The organism is Rhizobium sp. X9, from assembly GCF_018873185.1.
In the GTDB taxonomy this organism is placed as follows: Bacteria; Pseudomonadota; Alphaproteobacteria; order Rhizobiales; family Rhizobiaceae; genus Agrobacterium; species Agrobacterium oryzihabitans.
The window spans coordinates 764430-788245 of sequence record NZ_CP071311.1 but is presented as its reverse complement, the minus strand read 5'-3'; the positions used below and the strand labels follow the sequence as shown (position 1 = coordinate 788245).

General features: G+C 58.4%; 21 protein-coding genes and 1 pseudogene. 6 read left to right on the top strand and 16 right to left on the bottom strand.

Going from position 1 to position 23816, the window contains the following annotated elements:
• Positions 1–153: 153 nt before the first annotated feature.
• Positions 154–888, bottom strand: a complete 735-nt coding sequence (locus JZY08_RS03835; RefSeq protein WP_216331052.1) for a class I SAM-dependent methyltransferase — start codon at positions 886–888, stop codon at positions 154–156.
• Positions 889–1067: 179 nt separating this feature from the next.
• Between JZY08_RS03835 and JZY08_RS03830 the strand changes: the two genes are divergently transcribed.
• Positions 1068–2282, top strand: a complete 1215-nt coding sequence (locus tag JZY08_RS03830) for an MFS transporter (RefSeq protein WP_216331051.1) — start codon at positions 1068–1070, stop codon at positions 2280–2282.
• Positions 2283–2284: 2 nt separating this feature from the next.
• Here the strand turns inward: JZY08_RS03830 and recO are convergent, their stop codons facing one another.
• The 11 genes from recO to rpoZ all read right to left on the bottom strand — a co-directional run bounded on the left by recO (position 2285) and on the right by rpoZ (position 11847).
• Positions 2285–3049 carry a DNA repair protein RecO gene (recO, locus tag JZY08_RS03825; protein WP_216331050.1) on the bottom strand — a complete coding sequence of 255 codons (765 nt, stop codon included), beginning with the start codon at positions 3047–3049 and terminating at the stop codon, positions 2285–2287.
• 56 nt (positions 3050–3105) lie between these two features.
• A complete protein-coding gene (locus tag JZY08_RS03820; RefSeq protein ID WP_216331049.1) occupies positions 3106–3492 on the bottom strand; it encodes a response regulator in 387 nt (128 codons plus the stop codon).
• Positions 3493–3628: 136 nt separating this feature from the next.
• Positions 3629–4381, bottom strand: coding sequence for a Crp/Fnr family transcriptional regulator (locus JZY08_RS03815; protein ID WP_003496932.1), 753 nt, complete (start codon positions 4379–4381; stop codon positions 3629–3631).
• A gap of 245 nt (positions 4382–4626) precedes the next feature.
• Positions 4627–5568, bottom strand: a complete 942-nt coding sequence (gene era, locus JZY08_RS03810; RefSeq protein ID WP_137037369.1) for a GTPase Era — start codon at positions 5566–5568, stop codon at positions 4627–4629.
• 82 nt (positions 5569–5650) lie between these two features.
• Positions 5651–6370: a ribonuclease III gene (gene rnc, locus JZY08_RS03805; RefSeq protein ID WP_003496936.1), complete on the bottom strand. Its 720-nt coding sequence runs from the start codon at positions 6368–6370 to the stop codon at positions 5651–5653.
• Positions 6367–7113, bottom strand: coding sequence for a signal peptidase I (lepB, locus tag JZY08_RS03800; RefSeq protein WP_003496938.1), 747 nt, complete (start codon positions 7111–7113; stop codon positions 6367–6369). The genes rnc and lepB overlap by 4 nt, the downstream gene beginning before the upstream one ends.
• Before the next feature lie 208 nt (positions 7114–7321).
• Positions 7322–7726, bottom strand: coding sequence for a holo-ACP synthase (gene acpS / locus JZY08_RS03795; protein ID WP_035242703.1), 405 nt, complete (start codon positions 7724–7726; stop codon positions 7322–7324).
• Complete coding sequence (locus tag JZY08_RS03790) at positions 7723–8301, bottom strand: DUF2062 domain-containing protein (protein WP_216331047.1); 579 nt, start codon at positions 8299–8301, stop codon at positions 7723–7725. Before JZY08_RS03790 ends, acpS begins: the two co-directional genes overlap by 4 nt.
• A 443-nt stretch (positions 8302–8744) precedes the next feature.
• Positions 8745–8891, bottom strand: a complete 147-nt coding sequence (locus JZY08_RS03785) for a hypothetical protein (protein WP_003496944.1) — start codon at positions 8889–8891, stop codon at positions 8745–8747.
• A gap of 197 nt (positions 8892–9088) precedes the next feature.
• Entirely contained in the window at positions 9089–11323 is a 2235-nt protein-coding gene (locus JZY08_RS03780) for a bifunctional (p)ppGpp synthetase/guanosine-3',5'-bis(diphosphate) 3'-pyrophosphohydrolase (protein WP_035242706.1), read from the bottom strand.
• A gap of 131 nt (positions 11324–11454) precedes the next feature.
• Positions 11455–11847: a DNA-directed RNA polymerase subunit omega gene (rpoZ, locus tag JZY08_RS03775; protein WP_082184018.1), complete on the bottom strand. Its 393-nt coding sequence runs from the start codon at positions 11845–11847 to the stop codon at positions 11455–11457.
• A 392-nt stretch (positions 11848–12239) separates the two neighbouring features.
• Between rpoZ and JZY08_RS03770 the strand changes: the two genes are divergently transcribed.
• Positions 12240–12809 carry an NYN domain-containing protein gene (locus JZY08_RS03770; RefSeq protein WP_003496951.1) on the top strand — a complete coding sequence of 190 codons (570 nt, stop codon included), beginning with the start codon at positions 12240–12242 and terminating at the stop codon, positions 12807–12809.
• Between the two features lie 236 nt (positions 12810–13045).
• Positions 13046–14545: a globin-coupled sensor protein gene (locus JZY08_RS03765; RefSeq protein WP_216331046.1), complete on the top strand. Its 1500-nt coding sequence runs from the start codon at positions 13046–13048 to the stop codon at positions 14543–14545.
• A 156-nt stretch (positions 14546–14701) separates the two neighbouring features.
• On the opposite strand, the gene smpB is transcribed toward JZY08_RS03765, so the two are convergent.
• Positions 14702–15184 carry an SsrA-binding protein SmpB gene (gene smpB / locus JZY08_RS03760; protein WP_035218083.1) on the bottom strand — a complete coding sequence of 161 codons (483 nt, stop codon included), beginning with the start codon at positions 15182–15184 and terminating at the stop codon, positions 14702–14704.
• Positions 15185–15400: 216 nt separating this feature from the next.
• Positions 15401–16285, bottom strand: coding sequence for a 4-hydroxy-tetrahydrodipicolinate synthase (gene dapA / locus JZY08_RS03755; protein ID WP_216331045.1), 885 nt, complete (start codon positions 16283–16285; stop codon positions 15401–15403).
• A gap of 375 nt (positions 16286–16660) precedes the next feature.
• Here dapA and JZY08_RS03750 point away from each other — a divergent pair, with 375 nt between their 5' ends.
• A complete protein-coding gene (locus JZY08_RS03750; RefSeq protein ID WP_216331044.1) occupies positions 16661–18733 on the top strand; it encodes a lytic transglycosylase domain-containing protein in 2073 nt (690 codons plus the stop codon).
• 163 nt (positions 18734–18896) lie between these two features.
• Here JZY08_RS03750 and JZY08_RS03745 read toward each other — a convergent pair whose 3' ends face one another.
• Entirely contained in the window at positions 18897–19919 is a 1023-nt protein-coding gene (locus tag JZY08_RS03745; protein ID WP_216331043.1) for a porin, read from the bottom strand.
• A 607-nt stretch (positions 19920–20526) separates the two neighbouring features.
• On the bottom strand, positions 20527–21543 hold the full coding sequence (locus JZY08_RS03740) for a porin (protein ID WP_216331042.1): 1017 nt from the start codon (positions 21541–21543) through the stop codon (positions 20527–20529).
• Between the two features lie 781 nt (positions 21544–22324).
• Here JZY08_RS03740 and JZY08_RS03735 point away from each other — a divergent pair.
• Complete coding sequence (locus tag JZY08_RS03735) at positions 22325–23143, top strand: SDR family oxidoreductase (RefSeq protein ID WP_216331041.1); 819 nt, start codon at positions 22325–22327, stop codon at positions 23141–23143.
• Between the two features lie 179 nt (positions 23144–23322).
• Positions 23323–23721, top strand: a pseudogene (locus JZY08_RS27525) (class I SAM-dependent methyltransferase); the annotation flags it as partial.
• Positions 23722–23816: the final 95 nt, after the last annotated feature.

Here is a 23816-nt window from a genome sequence, read left to right as displayed (position 1 = left end):
CTCTTTTCAGCTCAAGGACTTGGGCTGGCTGGATCTCTGTGACAAGCACAGAGATGAGGAGAGGACGGGAGCACTATGGACAACGGCAAGCTTCGAGCCTGACGCGCCGATCTCAATCTTCGTGCACGCCGGCGGTACAACGCACGAGCTATGTCACGCTTTACGTGCACCGACGATCAGGAAAATCGGGCGGCGGTCTTCATGTTTCATGTCCGGGCGCTCCGCCAGCAGAGCGGGATCGGGCCTTGGTTCCGCCAGCCGCGTGATCGTAAAGCCAGCCGCCAGCAGGGCGTTGAGAATGCCTGACACCGTGCGGTGATATTTGACGACATCATCCGCCATCCAGTTGGAATGGCGTACGCCTTCGTTCTGATAATTATCGAGCGGCCAATGCAGGATTTCGCCGTCCTCGCCGTAGAACCAGTCCTGTTTGTCCAGCGCCGTGAATACGGGATGCTCGATGGAAAAGACGAAGTCGCCGCCGGATTTCAGGACGGTGAAAACCTTCGCGAAGGCCGCGCCGAGATCGCGGACGTAATGCAAGGCGAGCGAACTCAGCACCAGATCAAAACTATCAGGCGCAAAGTCGATATCCTCGATCGCGGCGCGGCGATATTCGATACCGGGTCCGCCGTTTATCTCGGCTGCACGGCGCAGCATGTTCTCTGAAAGATCGACACCGACGACATGCGCCGCGCCCTCTTCCGCCGCATAACGGCAATGCCAGCCGAAACCGCAACCGAGATCGAGCACGGTCCTGTCTTTCAGCCTGGGCAACATGGCGCGCAGCTCATGCCATTCGCCCGCCTGCCTCAGCCCTTCAAGCGAGCGTGGCATGGCGCTGTAGCGCTCGAAAAACTGCGGGTCGTCATAAATATTCTGCTTCATCGCTTCCTCATATTACCCGATGGCATTCAACCCTGGGCGTCTCATCAATCGCACGAATAATGCCGTCAAGAAAAGTCGCTAGTGGGGCGGCCTGACAAAAGATAATATTCCTCTCATCAACGGGGAATCTGCAGCAAGCCTTGCGCCAATCCGCAAGGTGCTTCAGCGGGAGAATTTTCATGTCGCAAGCCACACGCCAGACGATGCCCTGGCTGATTATCGTCGCCGGGTCGCTGATTGCGGTCATGACCTTCGGGCCACGGTCAGCCATGGGCTTTTTCCAGTTGCCAATGCTTGCCGATACTGGCTGGGACCGATCCACCTTCGGTCTTGCCATGGCGTTGCAGAACCTCTTCTGGGGTCTCGGCCAGCCCTTCTTCGGCGCCATCGCCGACAAGTTCGGCACGGGCCGCGTGCTCGTGCTTTCCGGCTTTCTTTATGCGGCCGGCCTCATCTGCATGTCCTTCGGCACCTCGCCCTTCTGGCTGCATTTCGGCGGCGGCGTTCTCGTCGGGCTTGGCATCGCCGCCGGCTCCTTCAGCGTCATCCTGTCCGCTTTCGCGCGCCACGTCACGCCGCAGCAGCGCTCACTCGCCTTCGGCATCGGCACGGCGGCGGGCTCGGCCGGCATGTTCCTGTTTGCGCCCATCAGCCAGGGCCTGATTTCCACCTATGGCTGGTCCGATAGCCTCGTCTGGCTTGCCGTGATGATGATGCTCGTGCCGCTGCTCGCCTATCCGATGCGCGGCAACTCCTCTTCCGGCAGCCAGTCACAGACGCAGTTTCAGCAGACGGCGGGCGAAGCGCTGAGGGAAGCACTCGGCCACAAGAGCTATCTGCTTTTGACCACCGGCTTCTTCGTCTGCGGTTTCCAGGTGGCCTTCATCACCGCGCATTTCCCGGCCTATCTCGGCGATATCGGCATCGAGCCGCGTTATGCGGTGATAGCAATGGCGCTGATCGGTTTCTTCAACATCATCGGCTCGCTGGCGGCAGGCGTCATCGCCCAGCGTTATTCGAAGCCCTATATGCTGGCCTATATCTATATTGCCCGCTCTATCGCCGTCACCGCCTTCCTGCTTCTGCCGCAGTCGCCGCTTTCGGTCATCATCTTCGCCGCCGTCATGGGCATCCTCTGGCTTTCGACCGTGCCGCCGACCAACGCGCTGGTGGCGATCATGTTCGGCACCCGCCATCTCGGCATGCTGGGCGGCGTCGTGTTCCTGTCGCATCAGATCGGCTCGTTCCTCGGCGTCTGGCTCGGCGGCTTTCTTTACGACCGGCTCGGCTCCTATGATCTCGTCTGGTGGCTCGGCGTCGGCATGGGGATTTTTGCGGCCATCGTGCACTGGCCCATTCAGGAGCGGCCGGCACCCCGGCCCGCAATAGCCTGAAGCTATACGGCTCTATCGAGCGTGGGCGGCAGCGCCTTTCGATCCAGCGCCTTCAGCGCCGCCTGCACGAAACCGTCGCGGGCGGCGTTTTCATTCAGGCCGCGCGGATCGTAGACATGCCGGTTGAGGAAATGGGCGGTGAGGCGGAAGGCAGCCGCGAGGCTATCGCGGTCTGCGGCCTTCGACTGGCCTTCGCTCAAGAAAGCCGGCAATGACAACATCCGCTCCGCATAGGGCGCGCCCGCGGTGCGGCAGACCGCCCTGCCCGTTTTTGGCGATACATAGATGAGATCGGTGCGCAGGCCCGTTGCCGCGCATTCGGTGAGATCAAGGCCGAAACCGAGATCGTTCAACACCGCCAGCTCGAAGCGCACGAACAATTCCCCTGCATCGGCAGGATCGTGGAGATTGTCGAGAATGACGTCGAGCGCCTGATAGAGATGCGGATGGGGATCACGCTCCGGCAAGAGGCGCAGCAACGCACCCATGGCCTGAACGCCATAAACGGCGGTTGCCGTTTCCATCAGCTGCGCTGCCCGCAATTGCAGCGGCTCGATGCGATATTCGCCAAGATGATCGTCAAGCCGCGCCCGCCAGATGACATCCACCCGGTTTCCCGCCTGGAGAACCGGCTGCATGCTGCGGGACCGCCCCGAGCGCACCAGCCCCAGATGGCGGCCGCGCGAACGGGTCATCACCTCGGCGATGACGCTTGTCTCGCCGTGACGTTTTACGCCAAGAATGATTGCTTCGTCCTGCCACTGCATGAAACGTGTCCGAATTCCGATTCAGGCCCGATCATAACCGATCTGGCGGGGAAACGTTATTCTTTTGCGGCCTCACCCGTCGCACCAGACGCGCCAACGAGCCCGAGGACGAAATCGGTAATCTCGTTTTCACCGAAAGGCTTGCCGAGCAAGGGCGCATCCGCAAGATCATCGGGAAAACCACTCGTGTCCCCGTAACCGCTGACGAAACCGAAAGGAATGCCCTGATCGCGCAGCTGACGCGCGAAATCGTAACTCTTGCCGTCGGAAAGGCTGACATCAAGAAGCACGCAGTCGGCGCCATCCTGCCCGATGGTCTCCTTCGCCTGCGCCAGTGTCGTTGCAATCGTGATGGTTTCGACGCCGATGGACTGGAGGACCGCCTCGACATCGAGCGCCACCAGATACTCATCTTCAACGATGACACACCGTTGTGGCACCATATGTTTTCTTCTTTCAAATTGAGGGGAACCACCCGGATATCCGCTGCGGTCTCCGAAATGTCTTTTGTGCGATAGCACGAGAGGATTCGCAAATTACGGCTGGACCGTCATTTAAAAAAGACATGTCGAAAGACGATCAGATGAAGGGTCTTTGCCGCTTTTCATCGCTTTGCCAACCGGCCACATGGCTCAGCCCATCATTGTCCAGAACGAGGCATCCCTTGTCCGTCCAGCGGATCAGATCGCGATCAACAAGCTTTCTCAACGTCTTGTTGGTGTGGACGATGGAGAGGCCGAGCGTATCGGCCACATGCTGCTGGGTCACGGGGATTGGCGTTTGCCCCTGAATGAGATTGACCGCCTTGGCCTTGCTGTAAAGGAAGGCGATGAGGTAGGCGGCGCGCTCCAGCGCGGTACGCCGGCCGATGCTGAGCAGATGGTTGTCGAGCATGCGCTCCTCGCTTGCCGCAATCCAGGTCAGGTCATAGGCAAGGGTCGGATGATCCGTGAAGAGATTGTTGAGGCGGGACCGCTCGAAGACGCAGAGCGTCACCGGCGAGAGCGCCTCGACGGAATGCTGCATTTCCCCCATCACCGTGCCCTGCAGGCCGACCAGATCGCCCGGCATGACATAGTTGAGGATCTGCCGCCTTCCGTCTTCCAGCGTCTTGTAGCGAAACGCCCAGCCATGCAGCACGGTATAAAGATGGGCGCTGTGCGACCCTTCCATCAGAATGACGGAGCCGCTTTCAACCGCCAGTTCCCCCGTTTTGAAACGGGAGACGAAATCCAGCTCGGGCGATGAAAAATCCCTGAAATGCGGCAGGTCGCGCAAGGGACAGTGCTGGCAAGGCGTGGTGGAAATTCCGTTCGGTTTTTTTGGCGACATGAATGCCCGTCATCGAAAAAGGTTGCGCCCAATTGTTTTGGAACAACCCGCCCGAACGCAATCGGTTCCCGATGGAGGCTGAAGATTTGTGAGGCGTACCTTGCGCACCTCCCTCATGCCTGTGCTTGTCACAGGAATCCAGTCGACGCGTGTCTACGCGGCGGGACGAGTCCTTTCAGCCCAAGGACTTGGGCTGGCTGGATTCCTGTGACAAGCACAGGAATGAGGGATGGAGAGGATGTGCTTCAGCCTCGCGGAAATTCCAGGCCCATTTCCCGGAAACGCTCGGGGTCGTCGCCCCAGTTCTCGCGCACCTTGACGAAGAGGAAAAGGTGGACCGGCTGCTCGAGGATTTCCGACAGTTCCTTGCGCGAGGCGGTGGAGATCGCCTTGATGGCGTCGCCGTTCTTGCCCAGTGCAATCTTCTTCTGGCTGTCACGCTCGACATAGATCACCTGCTCTATGCGTACCGAGCCGTCCTTACGTTCTTCCCACTTCTCCGTCTCGACATGCGAGGCGTAGGGAAGCTCCTGATGCAGGCGCAGGAACAGCTTCTCGCGGGTGATTTCGGCGGCGAGCTGGCGCATCGGCAGATCGGAAATCTGGTCTTCCGGGTAATACCACGGACCTTCCGGCAGGGCATCCACCAGATAATCCATCAGATCTTCACAACCCGAACCATTGGTGGCTGAAATCATGAAGGTGCGGTCAAACGCCACCGTCTCATTGGCGGCGGCGGCAAGCTTCAGAAGATCTTCGCGCTTCACCTGGTCGATCTTGTTGAGGCAGAGGATCTTCTTCTGCGGAACATCCTTCAGGCCTTCGAGAATGGCCTCGGCGTCACCTTTAAGACCACGCTCGCTGTCGATCAGCAGCAGGATGAGATCGGCATCCTTCGCGCCGCCCCAGGCGGAAGTGACCATGGCGCGGTCGAGCCTGCGGCGCGGTTTGAAGATGCCGGGCGTGTCCATGAAAACGATCTGCGCGTTCTTGTGGATGGCGATACCGCGCATCACCGCACGCGTCGTCTGAACCTTGTGGCTGACGATCGAGACCTTGGCGCCCACCAGCCTGTTGACCAGCGTCGACTTTCCGGCATTGGTCGGGCCGATGAGGGCGACGAAGCCGGAACGGGTCGGAAGGTTATTGTCTTCGCCTGCAATGGCGGGGTTTTCGTGATCGGTCATGATATCCATCAAGGTCAGAGGTATTCAACATGCGGCCGTATCGGTCCGCCACGCGCTCGATTTAGCACCCTATGGCGGGCGCTCAGTTCTGGGTGGAGCCCTTCTGCCAGACGCCTTCGCGTTCCAGCAATCTTGTTGCCGCCACCTGTTCGGCCGCGCGCTTGGAGCGCTCGACGCCGGTTTCCGGCTTTACTCCGGGAATTTCGACAGTCACCGTAAAGCGGGGATCGTGATCCGGTCCGGATCGGTCGTCAACCCGGTAAGCGGGCGTGGTCGCAAATCTGGCATGCGCCCATTCCTGCAATTCGGTCTTGGCGTCGCGCCGACCGGCATCCACGCTGGTCGCGCGGCCCTGCCAGTATTTCAGAATGAACTTGCGCGATGCTTCCAGCCCGCCATCCAGGTAGATGGTGGCAATCAGGCTTTCGACCACATCGGCGCGCACGTTCAGCATCGCCTTGCCGGTCAGTTTCTTCACATCCGATCCGGTGCGAATGAAATTGTGCAGGCCCATCTCGTCGCCGATCGCGGCGCAGGACTCAGCGCTGACGAGCTGGTTCAGGCGAACGGAAAGCTCGCCTTCGGAGGCATGACGGAAAGTCGAGAACAGCAATTCGGCGACGCAGAGACCAAGAACACGGTCGCCCAGAAACTCCAGCCGCTCGTAATTGCCGGCGGCGGCAGAGCGGGCGCTGGCATGGGTCAAGGCCCGATCAAGCCGGGCCTTTTCCTTGAACTCATATCCGATCAACGCTTCCAGACGGGAAATCTCTTCCTTCGAAAGCGGCTTGGTCTTGCTCATTCCACAACCTTGAAGAGGCGGTCCCAACGCATGTTGGCCGGCCATTCCCAAATGCGGCTGAACGGCGTGTCGTTGCCCAGCGAGAAGAAGATGACGCTGGCGCGGCCGATCAGGTTTTCCTCAGGCACGAAACCGACGTCGAAGCGGCTGTCGAGCGAATTGTCTCTGTTGTCGCCCATCATGAAATAATGGCCTTCCGGCACCACGAATTCGCGCGTGTTGTCGCCGCGCGAATCGGGCGACTGGTCGAGCGTGTCGTAGGTGACGCCATTATCCAGCGTTTCGCGGAAGACCGGCACATTGGCACCCGGATCCGCACGGTAATCGGAGGTGAAAGTGCCGTCGGGCTGCTTGGGTACCGGCTGGCCATTGATGAACAGCACGCCGTTCGTCACCTGGATGCGATCACCGGGCAGGCCGACGAGGCGCTTGATGTAATCAACCTCAGGATTGGGCGGCAGGCGGAAGACCACGACATCGCCGCGCTTCGGCTTGCTGAATTCGAGAATGCGGCCCGAAAACAGGTTCGGCGAAAAGGGCAGCGAATATTTCGAATAGCCGTAGGAGAACTTGTTGACGAAAAGATAGTCGCCCACGAGAAGCGTCGGCATCATCGAGCCTGACGGGATCGTGAAGGGCTGAAACAGCACGGTGCGGATGACCATGGCCAGCAGCAGCGCCTGAATGATGACCTTGACGTTCTCCCAGAGGGCGTTCTGCTTCTTCTCAGCTTTTTCGGACACTTAAAGACCTGCCTGATTGTTTACCGGTTTCTCCGACTTTACGAAGCATCCGGGCCGTTGTTTTATCGCATTTGCGGCGGGCAAGCGGTTTTCACGCAGCCGGCAACGCTTTCATATTTCTGCGACTTCTCTAGAACCTTTCCAGCCCGAAGGGAAGCGCTTCTGTGACACGCCCGCAAATAGGCGGCCATTGCGGCTTCACCGGGTCTTACCCGGTCACGGGAAGCGCCTCGATAATCACAAATGCCTGAGCGTAAGGGTGATCGTCCGTGATCGTCAGGTGAATATTGGCGCGGTGACCGGCAGGCAGCATTTCGGCCAGCCTTTCCGCAGCGCCGTTGGTCAGCTTCATGGTCGGCTTGCCGCCCGGCAGATTGACGACGCCCATATCCTTCCAGAAAACACCGTTCGCAAGTCCGGTCCCCAGCGCCTTGGAACAGGCTTCCTTGGCGGCGAAGCGCTTGGCATAGGAAGCGGCACGGTTCCTGCGGCCATCGGATTTAGCGCGCTCGATATCGGTAAAACAGCGATGCGTGAACCGTTCGCCGAACCGTTCGATCGACTTTTCGACGCGGCGGATGTCGATCAGGTCGCTGCCCAATCCAATGATCATTTCAGCATCTCCAGAGAAGCGTTCTTGTTGGCGGCACGGTGCGCGAGATTTTCCATCTTGCGCCGTTGAAAGCCGCTGATGAGGCCATAAACGGCGACATAGGCGATAACCGCGCTGATGGCGGCGGGCAGAATCGCGCCGATGGTCATGGGTTCCAGCACCGGCGTCCATATCTGCCGGAATTCAAGATGGCTGAATAGCGCCACGAAATCCACATGGGCAGCGCTTTCCGCCGTCTGCCGGCCGAGGATGAAATGCCCCAGTTCCCAGGTGGATGCCCATATGAAGGGAAATGTCAGCGGATTGGCGAAGGTGGTGCCGAGTGCGGCCGCAACAAGATTGACGCGCATGAGGAAGCCAAGCGCCATGGCGATGATGATATGAATGCCGAGAAACGGCGTCCATGCCACGCCGACACCAATGGCGACACCGGCAGCAACGGAATGCGGAGAGGCGGAAAGCCGCAGCAGACGCAGCTTCATATAGCGCAGCGAACGGGTAAAACCCGTACGCGGCCAAAAAAGGTCACGAATCTTCTCTGAAAAACCAACGGGTTCACGACGGCGAAACGGCATGGGCGCAGTCTATTTCATCGCCCCGGTTGAGCCAAGAGCATCATAGACGACGAGAGGATTTCTTTTGCAGGTGTATTTTCCGCTTCAGTCATTCCGGCCTTGAGCCGGAATCCAGCCGATGTGCGTCTGTGCGGCGAGAAGACTCTTTTCAGCCCAAGGACTTGGGCTGGCTGGATGCCGGATCAAGTCCGGCATGACGGACGCGGGATGTCACGAATACAGTGGATATCGAGCCTTCGATGCCAGTCCCAATTTAGTGTCGTCTATTGCGACAGGGGACTGAATCGGGATTTTTTGCGGCGTATTGGTCAACCAGTTTGGGACAAACGCTTGAAGCGCGCATTCACATAGTTTTGCAGGATACGGGGGCAAGCATGCCAACAACGGCCGCGCACCCTGCGAGTCTCATACGCATGGCGATGGGCTGCCATGCGCTGTGTGCATTACCGACGGAACAGGCCGCGGTCGATTTCGCGCTGGCGGAACTCGAGGTCGACATTCGACACGGAGCCGCTGAGATATTCGAATTCGCGTTCCTGGGTGGTCTTGCCACGAACAGCGCGGGCGATCTTGCGAAGCGGAGTAAACATAATTTTCGGTCCTTTCGGTTTGGAAGCGGCGTTTCTCATCGGTGTCAATCCACCGGCACGCCTCATTTCCTTTTCTTCAATTTCTGAAAGGAAGATAGTCGCAAACCCCACCAACGACCAGAGACAGGAAAAGGCCGCTGCCATGCATTCAGCGCATAACAACGGCCTTTTCAAATGTGCAGACGGTCAAAAATGCCTCAATCGAAGGCACGCGTGACCGTGGATACGCAATCGAGATCCTTGAGCTGCGACAGGAGCTGGTTCAGCTGCCTGAGATCCCAGACTTCGACATCCAGCGCCAGCTCGGAAAAATCCGTGCCGATGCGGACCATGTTGAGGCCGCGAATATTGACGTCCAGCGTTGCGATGGATTGCGCCACCGAGGCGAGCGTGCCCGGCTCGTTCAGCGCATTGATCATCACCCGTGCCATGAAGCGCGACTTGTTCGCCTCATCGAGATCCCAGCGCACGTCGATCCAGCGCTCCGGCTCGTCATCGAAGCGCTGCAGCGCAGGCGCCTGAATGGGATAGATGGTGATGCCCTTGCCTTTTTCCATGATGCCCACGATGCGGTCACCCGGAACGGCGCCGGCGGCGCCGAAATGTACGTCGACATTGCCGGAAAGGCCACGGATGGGCAGCGGGTCCGGTCCATCCAGCATCTCGGCCGCACCATCATCCTCCAGAACGGAGCGCGACTTTCCGGGGATCTTGAAGACCATGCCGGAGGCGCTGCGCATGTTGAACCAGCCATCGTCGCCGGTCATCTTCACCGTGACGCGCTCATCCTGATAATCCGGATAGACCGCACGCAGCACGTCGAGCGAGGAGACCTCACCGCGGCCGACGGCGGCGATGGCGTCCTCGACATCCTTCTGCGCCAGGCGATGCAGCACGGGCTTCAGCGCTTCCCGGGAGAAGGCCTTGCCGGCGCGCTCAAAGGTGCGCTCCAGAATGCGATAACCGAGGCCGGAATATTGCTTGCGGATGGCCATGCGGGTGGCGCGGCGAATGGCCGAGCGGGCCTTGCCCGTCACCACAACCTCTTCCCATGCGGCAGGCGGCACCTGCACGCCGGAGCGGATGATCTCCACCTCATCGCCATTGTTGAGCCGGGTTACGAGTGGCATGATCCGCCCGTTGATCTTCGCGCCGACGGTCGTATCGCCAATATTGGTGTGCACGGCATAGGCGAAATCGATGGGTGTTGCGCCGCGCGGCAGCGCAATCAGCTTGCCCTTGGGCGTGAAGCAGAACACCTGGTCCTGGAACAGTTCCAGCTTGGTATGTTCGAGGAACTCTTCCGGGCTGTCGCCCTCGGCCAGCGATTCGATGGTGTGGCGCAGCCACGAATAGGCGTTCGACTCCTTGGAGAGCAGATCGCCCTCCCCGTTTTCGCCGTCCTTGTAGAGCGCGTGGGCGGCGATGCCGAATTCGGCGATCTCATGCATGCGCTTGGTGCGGATCTGCAGCTCGATACGCTGGCGCGACGGGCCGACGATCGTGGTGTGGATGGAGCGATAGTCGTTCTGCTTCGGCGTGGAAATGTAATCCTTGAAGCGGCCCGGCACCACGCGCCAGCGGGTGTGCACGATGCCGAGCGCCCGGTAGCAGGAGGGAATATCGTCCACCAGAATGCGGAAACCGTAGACGTCGGAAAGCTGCTCGAAGGAGAGCGACTTCGACTGCATCTTGCGGAACACCGAATAGGGCTTCTTCTGACGCCCTTTGACATTGGCCCCGATCAGACCGTTCGCGACGAGAAGCTCGCGCAACTCGTCCTCGATCTTCTTGATCAGCCCTTCATTGCGCGTTTCCAGTTCCTGCAGGCGGTTGGTCACCGTCTCATAGGCTTCCGGGTTGAGATAACGGAAGGACAGGTCTTCCAGCTCGTCGCGCATGTCCTGCATGCCCATGCGGCCGGCGAGCGGCGCATAGATTTCCATGGTTTCTTCGGAAATGCGGCTGCGCTTGTCGGCCGGCATATATTCCATGGTGCGCATGTTGTGCAGGCGGTCGGCGAGCTTGACCAGAAGGACGCGCACGTCATCGGAAATGGCGAGCAGCAGCTTGCGCAGGTTTTCGGCCTGCTTGGCCTTGCGGGTGACGAGGTCGAGTTTCTTGAGCTTGGTCAGCCCCTCCACCAGCCTGCCGATATCTTCGCCGAAAAGCTCGTCGATTTCTGCGCGGGTGGCGGTGGTGTCCTCGATCGTATCGTGCAGCAGCGCCACCGCGATGGTCGATTCGTCGAGATGCATTTCGGTGAGGATGGCGGCAACTTCCAGCGGATGCGAGATATAGGGGTCGCCGTTCGCCCGCTTCTGCTGGCCATGTTTCTGCATGGCATACACATAGGCCTTGTTCAGCAGGGCCTCATTCGCATCCGGTTTATATTTTTGAACCCGCTCGACGAGTTCGTATTGCCGCATCATGCGATATTCCACAAAAAGAAAGCGCGCCAACCTTGGGGTCGGCGCACAATGCTGCATCAATAAGGATCAGATTATGACGGCAAATATTGACAGACGGTAACCACCGCCTGCCATGGCGTCATAAAGTCAGATCAATAGTCGTCATTTTTTTCCGGCGGCACAAGGCCTTCGATACCGGCCAGCAGTTCTTCTTCCGACATCTGGTCGAAAGTAACCGTTTCCGGCTGGTCGTCGTCTTCGCCATCGGCAGCAGCGGAAGCTGCGAGCGTGACCGGATCGGGCTCGGGCTCGTCCACTTCCACATGCTTCTGCAGCGAGTGGATGAGATCTTCTTTCAGATCGTCGGGAGACAGCGTCTCGTCGGCGATTTCACGCAGCGCCACGACAGGGTTCTTGTCGTTGTCGCGGTCAACCGTGATGGAAGAGCCTTGAGAAATCTGGCGTGCACGGTGGCTGGCAAGAAGCACCAGCTCGAAACGGTTGTCTACTTTATCAATGCAATCTTCTACTGTGACGCGGGCCATTGCCTGTCCTTTGCGGGTCGTAATGTCGTGGATCAGAGCGCCGTGCGTTCCCGGGGGTGCACAAGGGACACTCTAACCTATTGAATCTGTGCTTCGTGCCTTGAGAAAAACGCTGGATATTTTTCGCGACGATGCCTTCCAGCTTCCGATACAGCCATTGGCCGCGGAATTCAAGTTTTTCCTGTCTTTGGCGTCTTTTGGCACCTTATTGCCCATGTTTGGCGTCTGATGAACAAAATGTCTAGAAGAATTGTCTTGGAATACGGGGGAAGGTAGCTTACTTAAAACGCAACGGCGACGCGCAAAATTCGTTGATACGACATGATTTTTTGCGTTAGCGACCGGAAATAAAAGCCAGATAATGGCCTTTCCAAAAAAAGGAATGGGATGGAATGTTCGATCCACGGGAGAAAATTGCGCTCTTCATAGACGGAGCCAATCTTTATGCAGCATCGAAAAGCCTGGGGTTCGATATTGACTATCGCAAGCTTCTGAAGGCGTTTCAGAAGCGTGGCTATCTGCTGCGCGCTTATTATTACACCGCGCTTATCGAAGATCAGGAATATTCCTCGATCCGCCCGCTGATCGACTGGCTGGATTATAACGGCTACAAGGTCGTGACCAAGCCCGCCAAGGAATTCACGGACGCGCTGGGCCGCCGCAAGATCAAGGGCAACATGGATATCGAACTTGCCGTCGATGCCATGGAGCAGTCCGAGACCGTCGATCACCTGGTGCTGTTTTCCGGCGACGGCGATTTCACCACGCTCGTTGATGCGCTTCAGCGCAAGGGCCGCAAGGTTTCCGTGGTATCCACCATGGCAACGCAGCCCGCAATGATTGCCGACGACCTGCGCCGGCAGGCCGATCACTTCATTGATCTCATGACGCTGAAGGCCGAGATCGGCCGCGATCCGAACGAGCGCCCTGCCCGTCACGCCGAAAGCTCCGAGACGATCTGATCTCGGTTTTCGCTGCGATTACATCACGAACGCGTCCGTCCAAAAGACGGGCGCGTTTTTTGTTTGGCGTCCTCGCCTCGCGCAGCCGCCCGGCGTGAGAGGTAAAAATTGCCCTTGAAATTAACAAACATCAAATTCAGACAGTGAAAATTATAACTTGGTTAATTTTAGACGTGTCTAAATCACCGTAACGGCGCCAACCACATGATTTCGGTGCCAAATCAGGATGACTAGACATGCATGGCCAAGCAAAAACCGACCGACAACTCGATGAAAGACTGAATTTTCTGGGGCTTGGTCACGAGCAACGGCAAAACCTTTCAGAAATTAAGGGTGTCATCACCGGTTCTCTCGATGCTTCTCTCGACCGTTTTTATAGCAAGGTGCGCACGGTGCCGGAGACGGCGAAGTTCTTTTCGAGCGATGCGCATATTCAGCACGCCAAGAGCATGCAGGTGAAACACTGGACGCGAATTGCCTCCGGCACGTTCAATTCGGATTACACCGACGCCGTGACCGCCATTGGCCGCACCCATGCCAAGCTGGGGCTGGAGCCGCGATGGTATATTGGCGGTTATGCGCTGATGCTTGATGGCATCGTCAAGGCCGTCATCGATTCCGAATTGAAGGGCCTTTTCGTGGAAAAGAAGGCCAGAAAGCTGAAGGACGCCCTGACGGTGACCGTCAAGGCCGCCCTTCTCGACATGGACTATTCCATCTCCGTTTATCTCGACGTGCTCGCAGCCGAGCGACTGAAGGTCGAGGCACAGCAGGCGCAGATGAAGAAGGAGCAGGACCACGTTCTCGAACTGCTCAACAACGCGCTCACCAAGCTGGCGAATGGCGACCTCACCTCCAGCATCGGCGAAAAAACCGCGCCGCAATTCGAAGGGCTGATCGCCAATTTCAATGCCGCCGTCGGCAATCTCTCCGGTGCATTTGCGCAGATCGTCGAGGAAGCCAACAAGATATCGGGCAATACGCGCGAGCTGACGTCGGCGACAGACGACATGGCCCGCCGGACGGAGCAGCAGGCGGCAGCCCTTGAGGAAACCGCCGCCGCCGTTGAGGAAATCACCACCATTTCCAGGCTTTCGGCGCAGCGCTCCGAAGAGGCCAAGGCCATCGTCGAAAGCTCGGCTGTTGAGGCGGCACGGTCGCGCGATGTGGTGACTGAAGCGGTCAAGGCGATGGGCGCCATCGAGGAATCGTCGCAGAAGATCACCCAGATCATTTCCGTCATCGACGAGATTTCGTTCCAGACCAATCTTCTGGCGCTGAATGCCGGCGTGGAAGCCGCCCGTGCCGGCGATGCCGGCAAGGGTTTTGCCGTCGTCGCCCAGGAAGTGCGCGAACTCGCCCAGCGTTCGGCCACCGCCGCCAAGGAAATCAAGACCCTGATCGCCAAATCCTCCGATGATGTGATGCAGGGTGTATCGCTGGTCAACAAGACAGGCGAGTCCCTCAACACGATCGGCAACAAGGTCGATCATATCCAGGATCACATCACCTCGCTGACCAAGGCGGCGCAGGAGCAGTCCGTCGGCATTCAGGAAATCAGCGCCGCCATCAACAGCATGGACAATCTGACGCAGAAAAATGCGGCCATGGTGGAAGAAACCAATGCGGCGACGCATAATCTGAGCGATGTCAGCGCCAATCTCGCAGCGCTTGTCAGCCGCTTCAGCGTCTCGGCGTCTAAATCCTATGTGGAGCGGACTTATCGGGCTGCTTAACGGCTCGCTGCCGCGAAAGTATCCTCGCTCTCCTCATTCCTGTGCTTGTCACAGGAATCTAGCCAGCCCAAGTCTTTGGGCTGGAAAGACTCTCTCTCCGCGCGGACGCGCGTCGGCTGGATTCCTGTGACAGGCACAGGAATGAGGGAGTAGGGTTTAAGCGTTGCCGCCCTTCAGTAGCCGCGACTTCTGCCGGTTCCAGTCGCGTTCCTTCTCCGTTTCGCGCTTGTCGTGCAGCTTCTTGCCCTTGGCGAGCGCCAGTTCCAGCTTCGCGCGGCCCTTTTCGTTGAAATAGACCTTCAGCGGCACCAGTGTCATGCCGTCGCGGTTGATGCCGGCGCGCAGGCGGCTGATTTCGCGTTTGCTCAAAAGCAGCTTGCGGCGGCGGCGCGGCTCGTGGTTGAACCGGTTGGCCTGCAGATATTCCGGCAGGTGGGAGTTGATCAGCCAGATTTCATCGCCCTCGTCCGAGGCATAGGATTCGGCGATGTTCGCCTTGCCTTCGCGCAGCGACTTGACCTCGGTGCCGGTCAGCACGAGGCCCGCCTCATAGGTGTCGATGATTTCGTAGTTGAACCGGGCCTTGCGGTTTTCCGCAACGATCTTGTTCACCACGCGCTGGCTGCCTTTGGGGGCCATGATATTTCAATCCCTTGTTTTTCTTATTGCGCCGCAGCCTGCCGGCCGGAGCGGTTTTCGAACTATATTTTTGCGCATGTCTTTGTCCCAAAACCGGTGACCACTTCTGGGAGGCATGCTCTATTTAGTATCGTTGTCGCAAAAAGAAAAGGCGCGCGGAACCGCTTCTGTCGCGAAGCAGGTCCATTGCGCGCCTTTAAGGCTTTCAGGCGTCTCTTAGTTCATCAGGCCGGCATGCTTCAGCGCCGCGTCGATGGCTGCTTCCGTTGCCGGTTCCAGCGTGCTCATCAATGGCGAGCGAACCTTGCGGTTGCCGCCACGGGTTTTCGAAAGCGCATATTTGGTGCCGCAGACGCCGGGCTCCATGAAGATGGCCTTGTGCAGCGGCATCAGGCGGTCCTGATACTCAAGGGCCTTGGCATAATCGCCGGCAAGCATCGCCGCCTGGAACTCCGAACAGAGGCGCGGCGCGACATTGGCGCTGACCGAAATGCAGCCGACGCCGCCATGGGCGTTGAAGCCGAGCGCCGTGCCGTCTTCACCCGAAAGCTGGATGAAATCCTTGCCGCAGGAAATGCGCTGTTCGGAAACGCGGTCGATCTTGCCCGTCGCATCCTTGACGCCAACGATGTTCTTATGGGCCTTGACCAGCGCGCCCATGGTTTCCGGCGACATATCCACGACCGAGCGCGGCGGGATATTGTAGATGACGATCGGCAACTTCACCGCTTCGGCGACAGCGGCAAAATGGGCGAAAAGCCCCTTCTGTGTCGGCTTGTTGTAATAAGGGGTGACCACCAGCAGCGCGTCCGCACCGGCATCCTGCGCATGCAGGGCAAGCTCGATCGCCTCATCGGTATTGTTGGAGCCAGCACCTGCAATGACCGGAACCCGTTTCGCCGCTACCTCAATGCACAGCTCGACCACACGTTTGTGCTCGTCGTGGGACAGGGTCGGAGATTCCCCCGTCGTGCCCACGGGCACAAGTCCGTTGCTGCCTTCGGCGATCTGCCATTCCACATGGGCGGCAAATGCCTGTTCGTCCACGGCGCCATTGTCCGTGAACGGGGTAATGAGGGCGGGAATTGATCCCTTGAACATGCAAAGCTCCTGGCGCCGAGCCGGTTCATGCTTCGGCCGCATTCGATGGTTAAAACCGGCACACATTAGTGCCAGCCCTTGGCGCCGACAAGCGCAAAGGAAGCCTATTTTGTCCGAAATTGTCGGAAGTGTGACACTCTTCGAGCGCCACACGGCAGCTGAAAAAACGAGGCGGTGGAAATGCGCGCCGCTCGCGAGCCGGTGAATAAAAGTTGATAGGATTGCGCGGCGGCAGGTAAGATTTCGTTAACCTCGATCTCCGTAGATTTGAAGGCGGGATTTCGGACCAGAACCACAGGCGCTTCCCGCAATCCCGCTGCAATGAATTGACAATACAAGAAGGTCGATTGTTTCCGTCCGGTGATGAAGAGCGGTATGAAAAAGACAGTTTGGGCATTGATGGCGGCAGGTCTTGCCGCAACCGTTTGGAACGCGCTGGCCGGCCCCGTGCCGGAAGGTTCGGTGCCGCTTCCCTATGTGAAGCCGAATGCGCCGACCGTTCCTGCCTTCATGCCCGCCTCCCCCGAAATTACCGGTGCGATACCGCGGCTTAACCGTCCCGACGATGCCGGCCAGTTGAAGGCGGGCCTCGACGCCCTTTCCAGCCGCGATGCCGCGCGCGCCATTGCACTGCGCAACGCCATGCCCACGGGCAGCCTTGACCGGCATATTCTTTCCTGGGCGATTGCCGTTTCCGGCCAGAAGGACGTGCCTTCCGCCGAGATCGCCGCAGCCCAGCGCGAGTTGAGCGGCTGGCCGGGTGCGGCGACCTTGCGCGGCAATTCCGAAAAAGCGCTCTACCGTGAAGATCCACCCGCGTCCCAGGTGCTTGCCGCCTTTGGCAGCAGCCGGCCGGAAACGGCCGAGGGCACGGTGGTGCTCGCCAAGGCCTTTGCTTCTTCCGGCAAGGGTGCCGAAGCACAGAACCTCATTCGCCAGCTCTGGGTGAGCGAAGGCATGGACAAGGACATGGAAGACCGTGTTCTTGCCGAGTTCCCCAGCTATCTGACGCCCGCCGACCACAAGGCGCGCATGGATTACCTGATGTATCGCAGCCGCATCGGCCAGGCGAAGCGCTTTGGCGATCTGGGCAAGGCGCAGTCGCTTTACAATGCCTGGGCCGCCGTGTTGCAGCGATCCGCCAATGCCGGCGCGCTCCTGGGCAAGGTCGACGCGACATGGCGCAACGACACGGCTTTTCTCTTCGCGCGCGTTGAAAACCTGCGCAACCAGCAAAAATACCCCGAAGCGGCCGCCCTGCTGCGGCAGGCACCCAAAGAAGCGGGCAAACTCGTCAATCCCGGCGAATGGTGGAACGAGCGGCGCATCATCGCCCGCGGTCTTGCCGATCTCGGTGATTTCGCCGAGGCCTATCGCATCGTCGCCAATCATTCGGCCACCTCCGCCGTTGATATTGCCGATGCGGAATTCCACGCTGGCTGGTACGCGCTGCGGGCGCTGCGCGACCCCGCGGCGGCCTCCCGCCACTTCAATACGCTTTTGCAGACCTCGAACCGGCCGCTTTCGGCCTCGCGCGCCTATTATTGGCTCGGACGGGCGGCGGAAGCGGGCGGGCCGGGCAATGCGCGAGATTTCTTCACCAAGGCCGCCGGTCATCCCGGCACCTTTTATGGCCAGCTCGCCGCTGCACGGATAGGCGCAAAGACACTGAACGTGACCTATCCCGCCCCCAGTGGCGGCGACCGTGAACGTTTTGCCAACCGCGAAGCCGTGCGCGCCATCGACCGGCTGGAGGCCGCAGGTTATGGCTGGCGGGCCGACAGCCTTTACCGGTCGCTGGCGGATCAGCTCGACAGCCCGGGCGAACTTGCCATTCTGGCCGCCCGCGCGGAGGGCAACGGCAACCATCAGGTTTCGCTGCAAATCGGCAAGACGGCCTTCAGCCGCGGTATCGATGCGGCAGCGCTCGCCTATCCGCTTGGCGTCATTCCCGCGAGCGCCAATATTGCCGGCTCCGGCAAGGCACTTGCCTATGCCATCGCCCGGCAGGAGAGCGCCTTCAACCCGGCCGCGGTCTCCGCCGCCAATGCCCGTGGGCTGCTGCAATTGTTGCCAGGAACCGCCAAGGGCGTGGCCGGACGCCATGGCCTGCCCTATACACAGGCGATGCTGACGAGCGACGCGGGATATAACGCCACACTCGGTGCTCACTATCTTGGCGAGCAGATCGACAGTTTCGGCGGCTCCTACATCCTCACCTTCATCGCCTACAATGCCGGCCCGAAGCGCGTGCCGGAATGGATCTCCCGCTACGGCGACCCGCGCGGTAAGCCGATCGACGAGGTGGTTGACTGGATCGAGCGCATCCCCTTCCCCGAAACCCGCAACTATGTGCAGCGGGTGATGGAGAATTATCAGGTTTACAAGACCCGGCTTGGACAGACCGCCGATATCGTCGATGATTTGCGTCATGGGCGGGCGGGATAACGGCCAGCATCGGCCGATCGCTGCATGCATTCGAGCACCGGCTGGTCCGGTGCTTTTTTGTTTTCCGCATTTGAACGGAAGACTTTTCTGCCTTTGATGGGCTTCAAAAGAAAAAGCCCGGCTCGAGAGCCGGGCTTTCCATCACTGACAATGTCAGATCAGATTAGAACGTGCGCTGAAGGCGAACGAAACCGGTGACTTCATCGTCACGACCATCTTCGTCGTAGTAGTTGGCGGTGATCTTGGTGGCCAGACCTTCAGTGATCTTGTAGTCAACCGTCAGACCAGCAGTCCAGGCGTCGCGGTCGCCAGTGAAGTCGCCGTCAACAGGGTTGACGTCCAGCTTGCTGAGGTATTCGAAGCCGGGGGTAAGCGTCAGACGATCCGTAGCCTTGATCGCGTACTCAACGGCAACAGCCCATTCAGACTTTGCGTAGTAAGCGTTGTCGCCCGAAGCCCATACACCAGCAAGACCGAAGGTGCCCGGACCAATGTCAGCGAACAGGATGCTGCGGATAGCAACGTTTTCTGCATCGAAGTCGTAGCTGGCGATCAGGTTGGCGGTAACTGCGCCGAACTTGCCGCCGATCATGCCGCCGATGCCGACGTTGTTGTCCGGACCGTACTGGTACTGACCGTACGAACCTTCAAGCTCGTCAACCGAGAGAGCAGCCTGGAAAGAACCTGCGTCGTAGGTGTACTTGATCGAGTTGAACAGGGTGTTCGTGGACAGAATGTCGGTTTCGCCATTCAGATCGTCGTCCCACCAGCTGTAGAACTTACCGACCTTCAGGCCGCCGAGTTCGATGAAGGCCTGATCAACGAAAACGCTGGAACCAGAAGCCGTACCGTTGTCGGCATTGCCACGGAAGCCGATGAAGCCACGCAGAGCACCGAGTTCGGTGTCGGTGCGGGTGTCAACTTCGAACTGGGCGCGCGTGAACGAGTTCCAATCAGACGTGCCCTTGGCGTCGCGGCCAAAGTTGGTCTGGAAACGGATGTAACCGCCGAACTTCAGGCAGGTTTCGGTGCCGGGGATGTAGAAGAAGCCGGTGCCGAAAGCGTCGCAAACGCGAACGTATTCAAGGGGCTCAGGCTCAGCAGCGACGATAGCGTCAGCAGCCTGTGCGCCGGATACTGCTGCGAGAGCCGCAGCGGAGCCGATGAGAAGGCTCTTGATGTTCATGGTTGACCTCCAGTCAAACGCTTAATCTTCTAAGCAGCGAGTGGGAAACACAAATCGATGCGTGCCGCTTATGGAGATGATTAGAGCCAAAACCGGCCGGACAGGCAATCGCAATCGTGACAAAAGGAAGACAGTAAGGTGTCCTTAGTTTTTCATTGTTGCGAAATAGCTACAATTCTAATTGCCCCCACTCCAATTCTTAATGAATCGTTAATTTCCTATTTATTTCATATACTTACGAGGAAAGGTGAAATTCCCTCGCGAGCAAGATCCGGCCTGCAAGCAGAATACTGACGCAATCAGGCCACGCGAAGTTGTCAAAAAAGGAGATTTACGAGGCTTTAGAATCGGACAGATTCAGCGCTCAGAACCACCTCACCGCCCCGCTTGATATATTGCGCCCAAGCAAGAGATGCTGAACGAATCGGCAGCCATGGACGCTGTCTGAGGCCAATCGGAGAAAATGAACTCGAAGCGCCGCAGTCAATCGTATCTCGACCACCTACCCAGTGATGCATCACACGCGCCTTCCGAGGGCAGATTGACAGAAAATAAAAAAGCCCGACTCGAGAGCCGGGCTTTCCGTCACTGACAATGTCAGATCAGATTAGAACGAACGCTGAAGGCGAACGAAACCGGAAACCTGGTCGTCACGGTTGTCGATGTCGATGTAGTTAACAGCGATCTTCGTGGAGAGGCCCTGCGTGATCTTGTAATCAAGCGTCAGACCAGCCTTCCAGCCGTCGTCGTTCGAGAAGTCGTCCCAGGAAACCAGGCCGTAGTTGCCGTAGTACTGAACGCCGGGGGTGATCGTCAGCTTGTCGGTTGCCTTGATGGCGTATTCCGCAGCAACTGCCCACTCGGAGACGTTGTAGTAAGCGTTTGCGCCAGAAGCCCAAACACCAGCCAGGCCAAGCGTGCCCGGACCAACGTCAGCCGTTGCGATCAGGCGTACAGAGCCGTTTTCGCGGTCGGTGTCGTAGCCGCCGATGAGCTGGAAGGAAGCTGCGCCGAGCTTGGCGCCAACGCCGAGAGCGATACCAACGTTGTTGTCAGCTTCATTGAAGCCCTGAACGTTGATGCCTTCGAGTTCGTCAACCGAAGCGCCTGCCCAGAAGGAGCCAGCGTCGTAGGTGTAACGAATGGAGTTGAACAGAGCGTTGGAAGACAGCTCGTCCGTTTCGCCAGAGAGGCCATCGTCCCACCAGCTGTAGAACTTACCGACCTTCAGGCCGCCGAGTTCGATGAAGGCCTGGTCAACGAAAACGCTCGAAGAAGAAGCAGAACCGTTGTCAGCATTGCCACGGAAGCCGATGAAGCCACGCAGAGCGCCGAGTTCGGTGTCGGTGCGGGTGTCAACTTCAAACTGAGCGCGCGTGAACGAGTTCCAGTCAGACGTGCCCTTCTTGTCACGACCGAAGTCGGTCTGGAAACGAACGTAGCCCTGGAACTTCAGGCAGGTTTCGGTGCCGGGGATGTAGAAGAAGCCGGTGCCGAAAGCGTCGCAAACGCGAACGTATTCGAGGGGCTCAGGCTCAGCAGCGACGATAGCGTCAGCAGCCTGGGCGCCGGATACTGCTGCGAGTGCCGCAGCGGAGCCGATCAAAAGGCTCTTGATGTTCATGGTTGACCTCCAGTCAAAGTTTTTAAAAGGGTCTGGGTACTTTCGCTGAAGGACAGCATTCCCTGCCCCATTCCCGTGTTCTTAGAAGCCAAACGATCCACCGCCTCGCTTCTGGTCGTGAAAATACAAAAGGTTTCGCGGCTTGCAATCGCCAACATCCGATAAACCGCATTTACGTATATGCTTCATTTCGGTTTGTTGCGGAAACAACACACAGCGCGCCGCCAGCTGGCAGGCGGCTTTACAATGCGTTAAGAAGTTCTTTGAAAATCCGTTAGTTAGCGCGGTTAACAAGGCCTTTCTAAACTACGAGCCTTTTCCATGAACTATTGCTTCGCCGGCCAAGGATAACGGAAATTTTTGCTTTCCCTTATCCCGTCCCCGATACGGCATCACCAACAGCACCGATAAACACAGACGGGTCGACGCCGTTTCATCAGACAACGAATCGGAAAGCTGGTTCCGGTCCGTCATACGGCGTGCTGATTTGCATCAAACAGGTGCGTGTCGCTGAACACGACACAATGTGAGTCGTTCAGTTCACACGGTTGGCGCATAGCCCCAGCATGAGCCTCATGGGACCGGCATCTCAATTTCGTGAGCGCCGTGAGAAAACGCGCGCTCCGCTCTGCGCGGGACTGTCGGAAGGAGCGAGGGCTGGTTACCAGGCTTGATCACGCAAAGGTTGGCGCGATCCGATAGTACAATGGCGCGGTCCGATACTGACGCCGAAAAACCAATCCCATAAACAGTCGCTCATCACGAAATTGGGAAGCGCAAGATGACTGGAACGATCCTCATTACCGGAACTTCGAGTGGACTTGGCCGTGCCACGGCCAAGCTCTTTCAGGCGAAGGGATGGAACGTCATCGCAACGATGCGCGACCCTGCGTCCGAAACAGAGCTGACGCAGCTTGCCAATACCCTCGTCACCCGCCTCGATGTTCAGGATGCCGTGTCGATCACTGCCGCGGTGGTCGCCGGCCTGGCAGCGTTCGGGCGTATCGACGCCCTCGTCAACAATGCGGGCTATGGCGCTTACGGCCCCCTTGAGACAACGCCTCTGAAAAGTATTCGCCGCCAATATGAAGTGAACGTCCTTGGACTGATGGCAACGACCAAAGCCCTTCTGCCACATTTCCGGGCAAACCGCAGTGGTACAATCGTCAACATCTCATCGATGGGTGGACGGATCGCCTTTCCGACCGGCACGCTTTATCACGGTACCAAGTTCGCGGTGGAGGGCTTTTCTGAAGCGCTGCAATATGAGCTGGCGCCAATTGGCATCCGTGTGAAAATTGTCCAGCCCGGCATGATCAATACCGATTTTTCCGGGCGGTCCTTCGAATACAACAACGATCCGGCGCTTGTTGAATATCAGCCCCTTATTCAGGGCATGGGGGATCTTGTGAGTTCGATGAAGGAACACACCTCGTCGCCGGAGGCGATTGCGGAAGTCGTTTACGAAGCGACAACGGACGAGAGCGACCGGCTCCGCTATATCGCTGGCGCTGATGCGGAGCGGTTTCTGGCCGCGCGCGACGCGTCAGACGATGCAGAGTTTTTTGCTGCTCTGAAGGCGCAGGTCGGGATGGTTTAAGTTGTATCGCCGGCCCATCGGACGATCTTCTGCAACGCCCATCTGTTCGCCCGCTGCTTGATGAATATCACCGCCTCTGGAACGAAATCGAGGAGGAACGGGCGATGGACTTCGCCCGTTGCGGGCGTGCGAAGTGATAGGCCCAAATTAAAGCCGGTATCAACAGCAGGTATATTTTGATGTCTTGGACGCAGGGTTATGTAGACGGCCTGGACTATACGTTCGATTTTTACCGGGAGTTGACGCCTTCATTGCTGGGCTTCGCAGCCCTTTGCAGGGGGCAGAAATTTGCCTTTGAAGGCCGGCCACTGAAATATTGCGAGCTTGGCTGCGGCCAAGGATTTTCGACTAATCTTCTTGCCGCCGCCAATCCCGACATCGAATTTTATGCCAATGATTTCAATCCCGCCCACATTGCCGGCGCGCGATCGCTGGCCAATGACGCCGCACTCGCCAATGTCCACTTTTACGAGCATGCGTTCGCAGATTTTACCGACGAGCCCGCGCTTCCGGATGGCTTCGATATCATCTCCCTCCACGGGGTCTACAGCTGGATATCGGCAAAGAACCGCGGGGAGATCGCAGACTTCATCTTTCGCAAGCTGAAGCCCGGTGGTCTCGTCTTCATCAGCTACAACACACTTCCCGGCTGGTCGTCTGTCCTGCCTTTGCG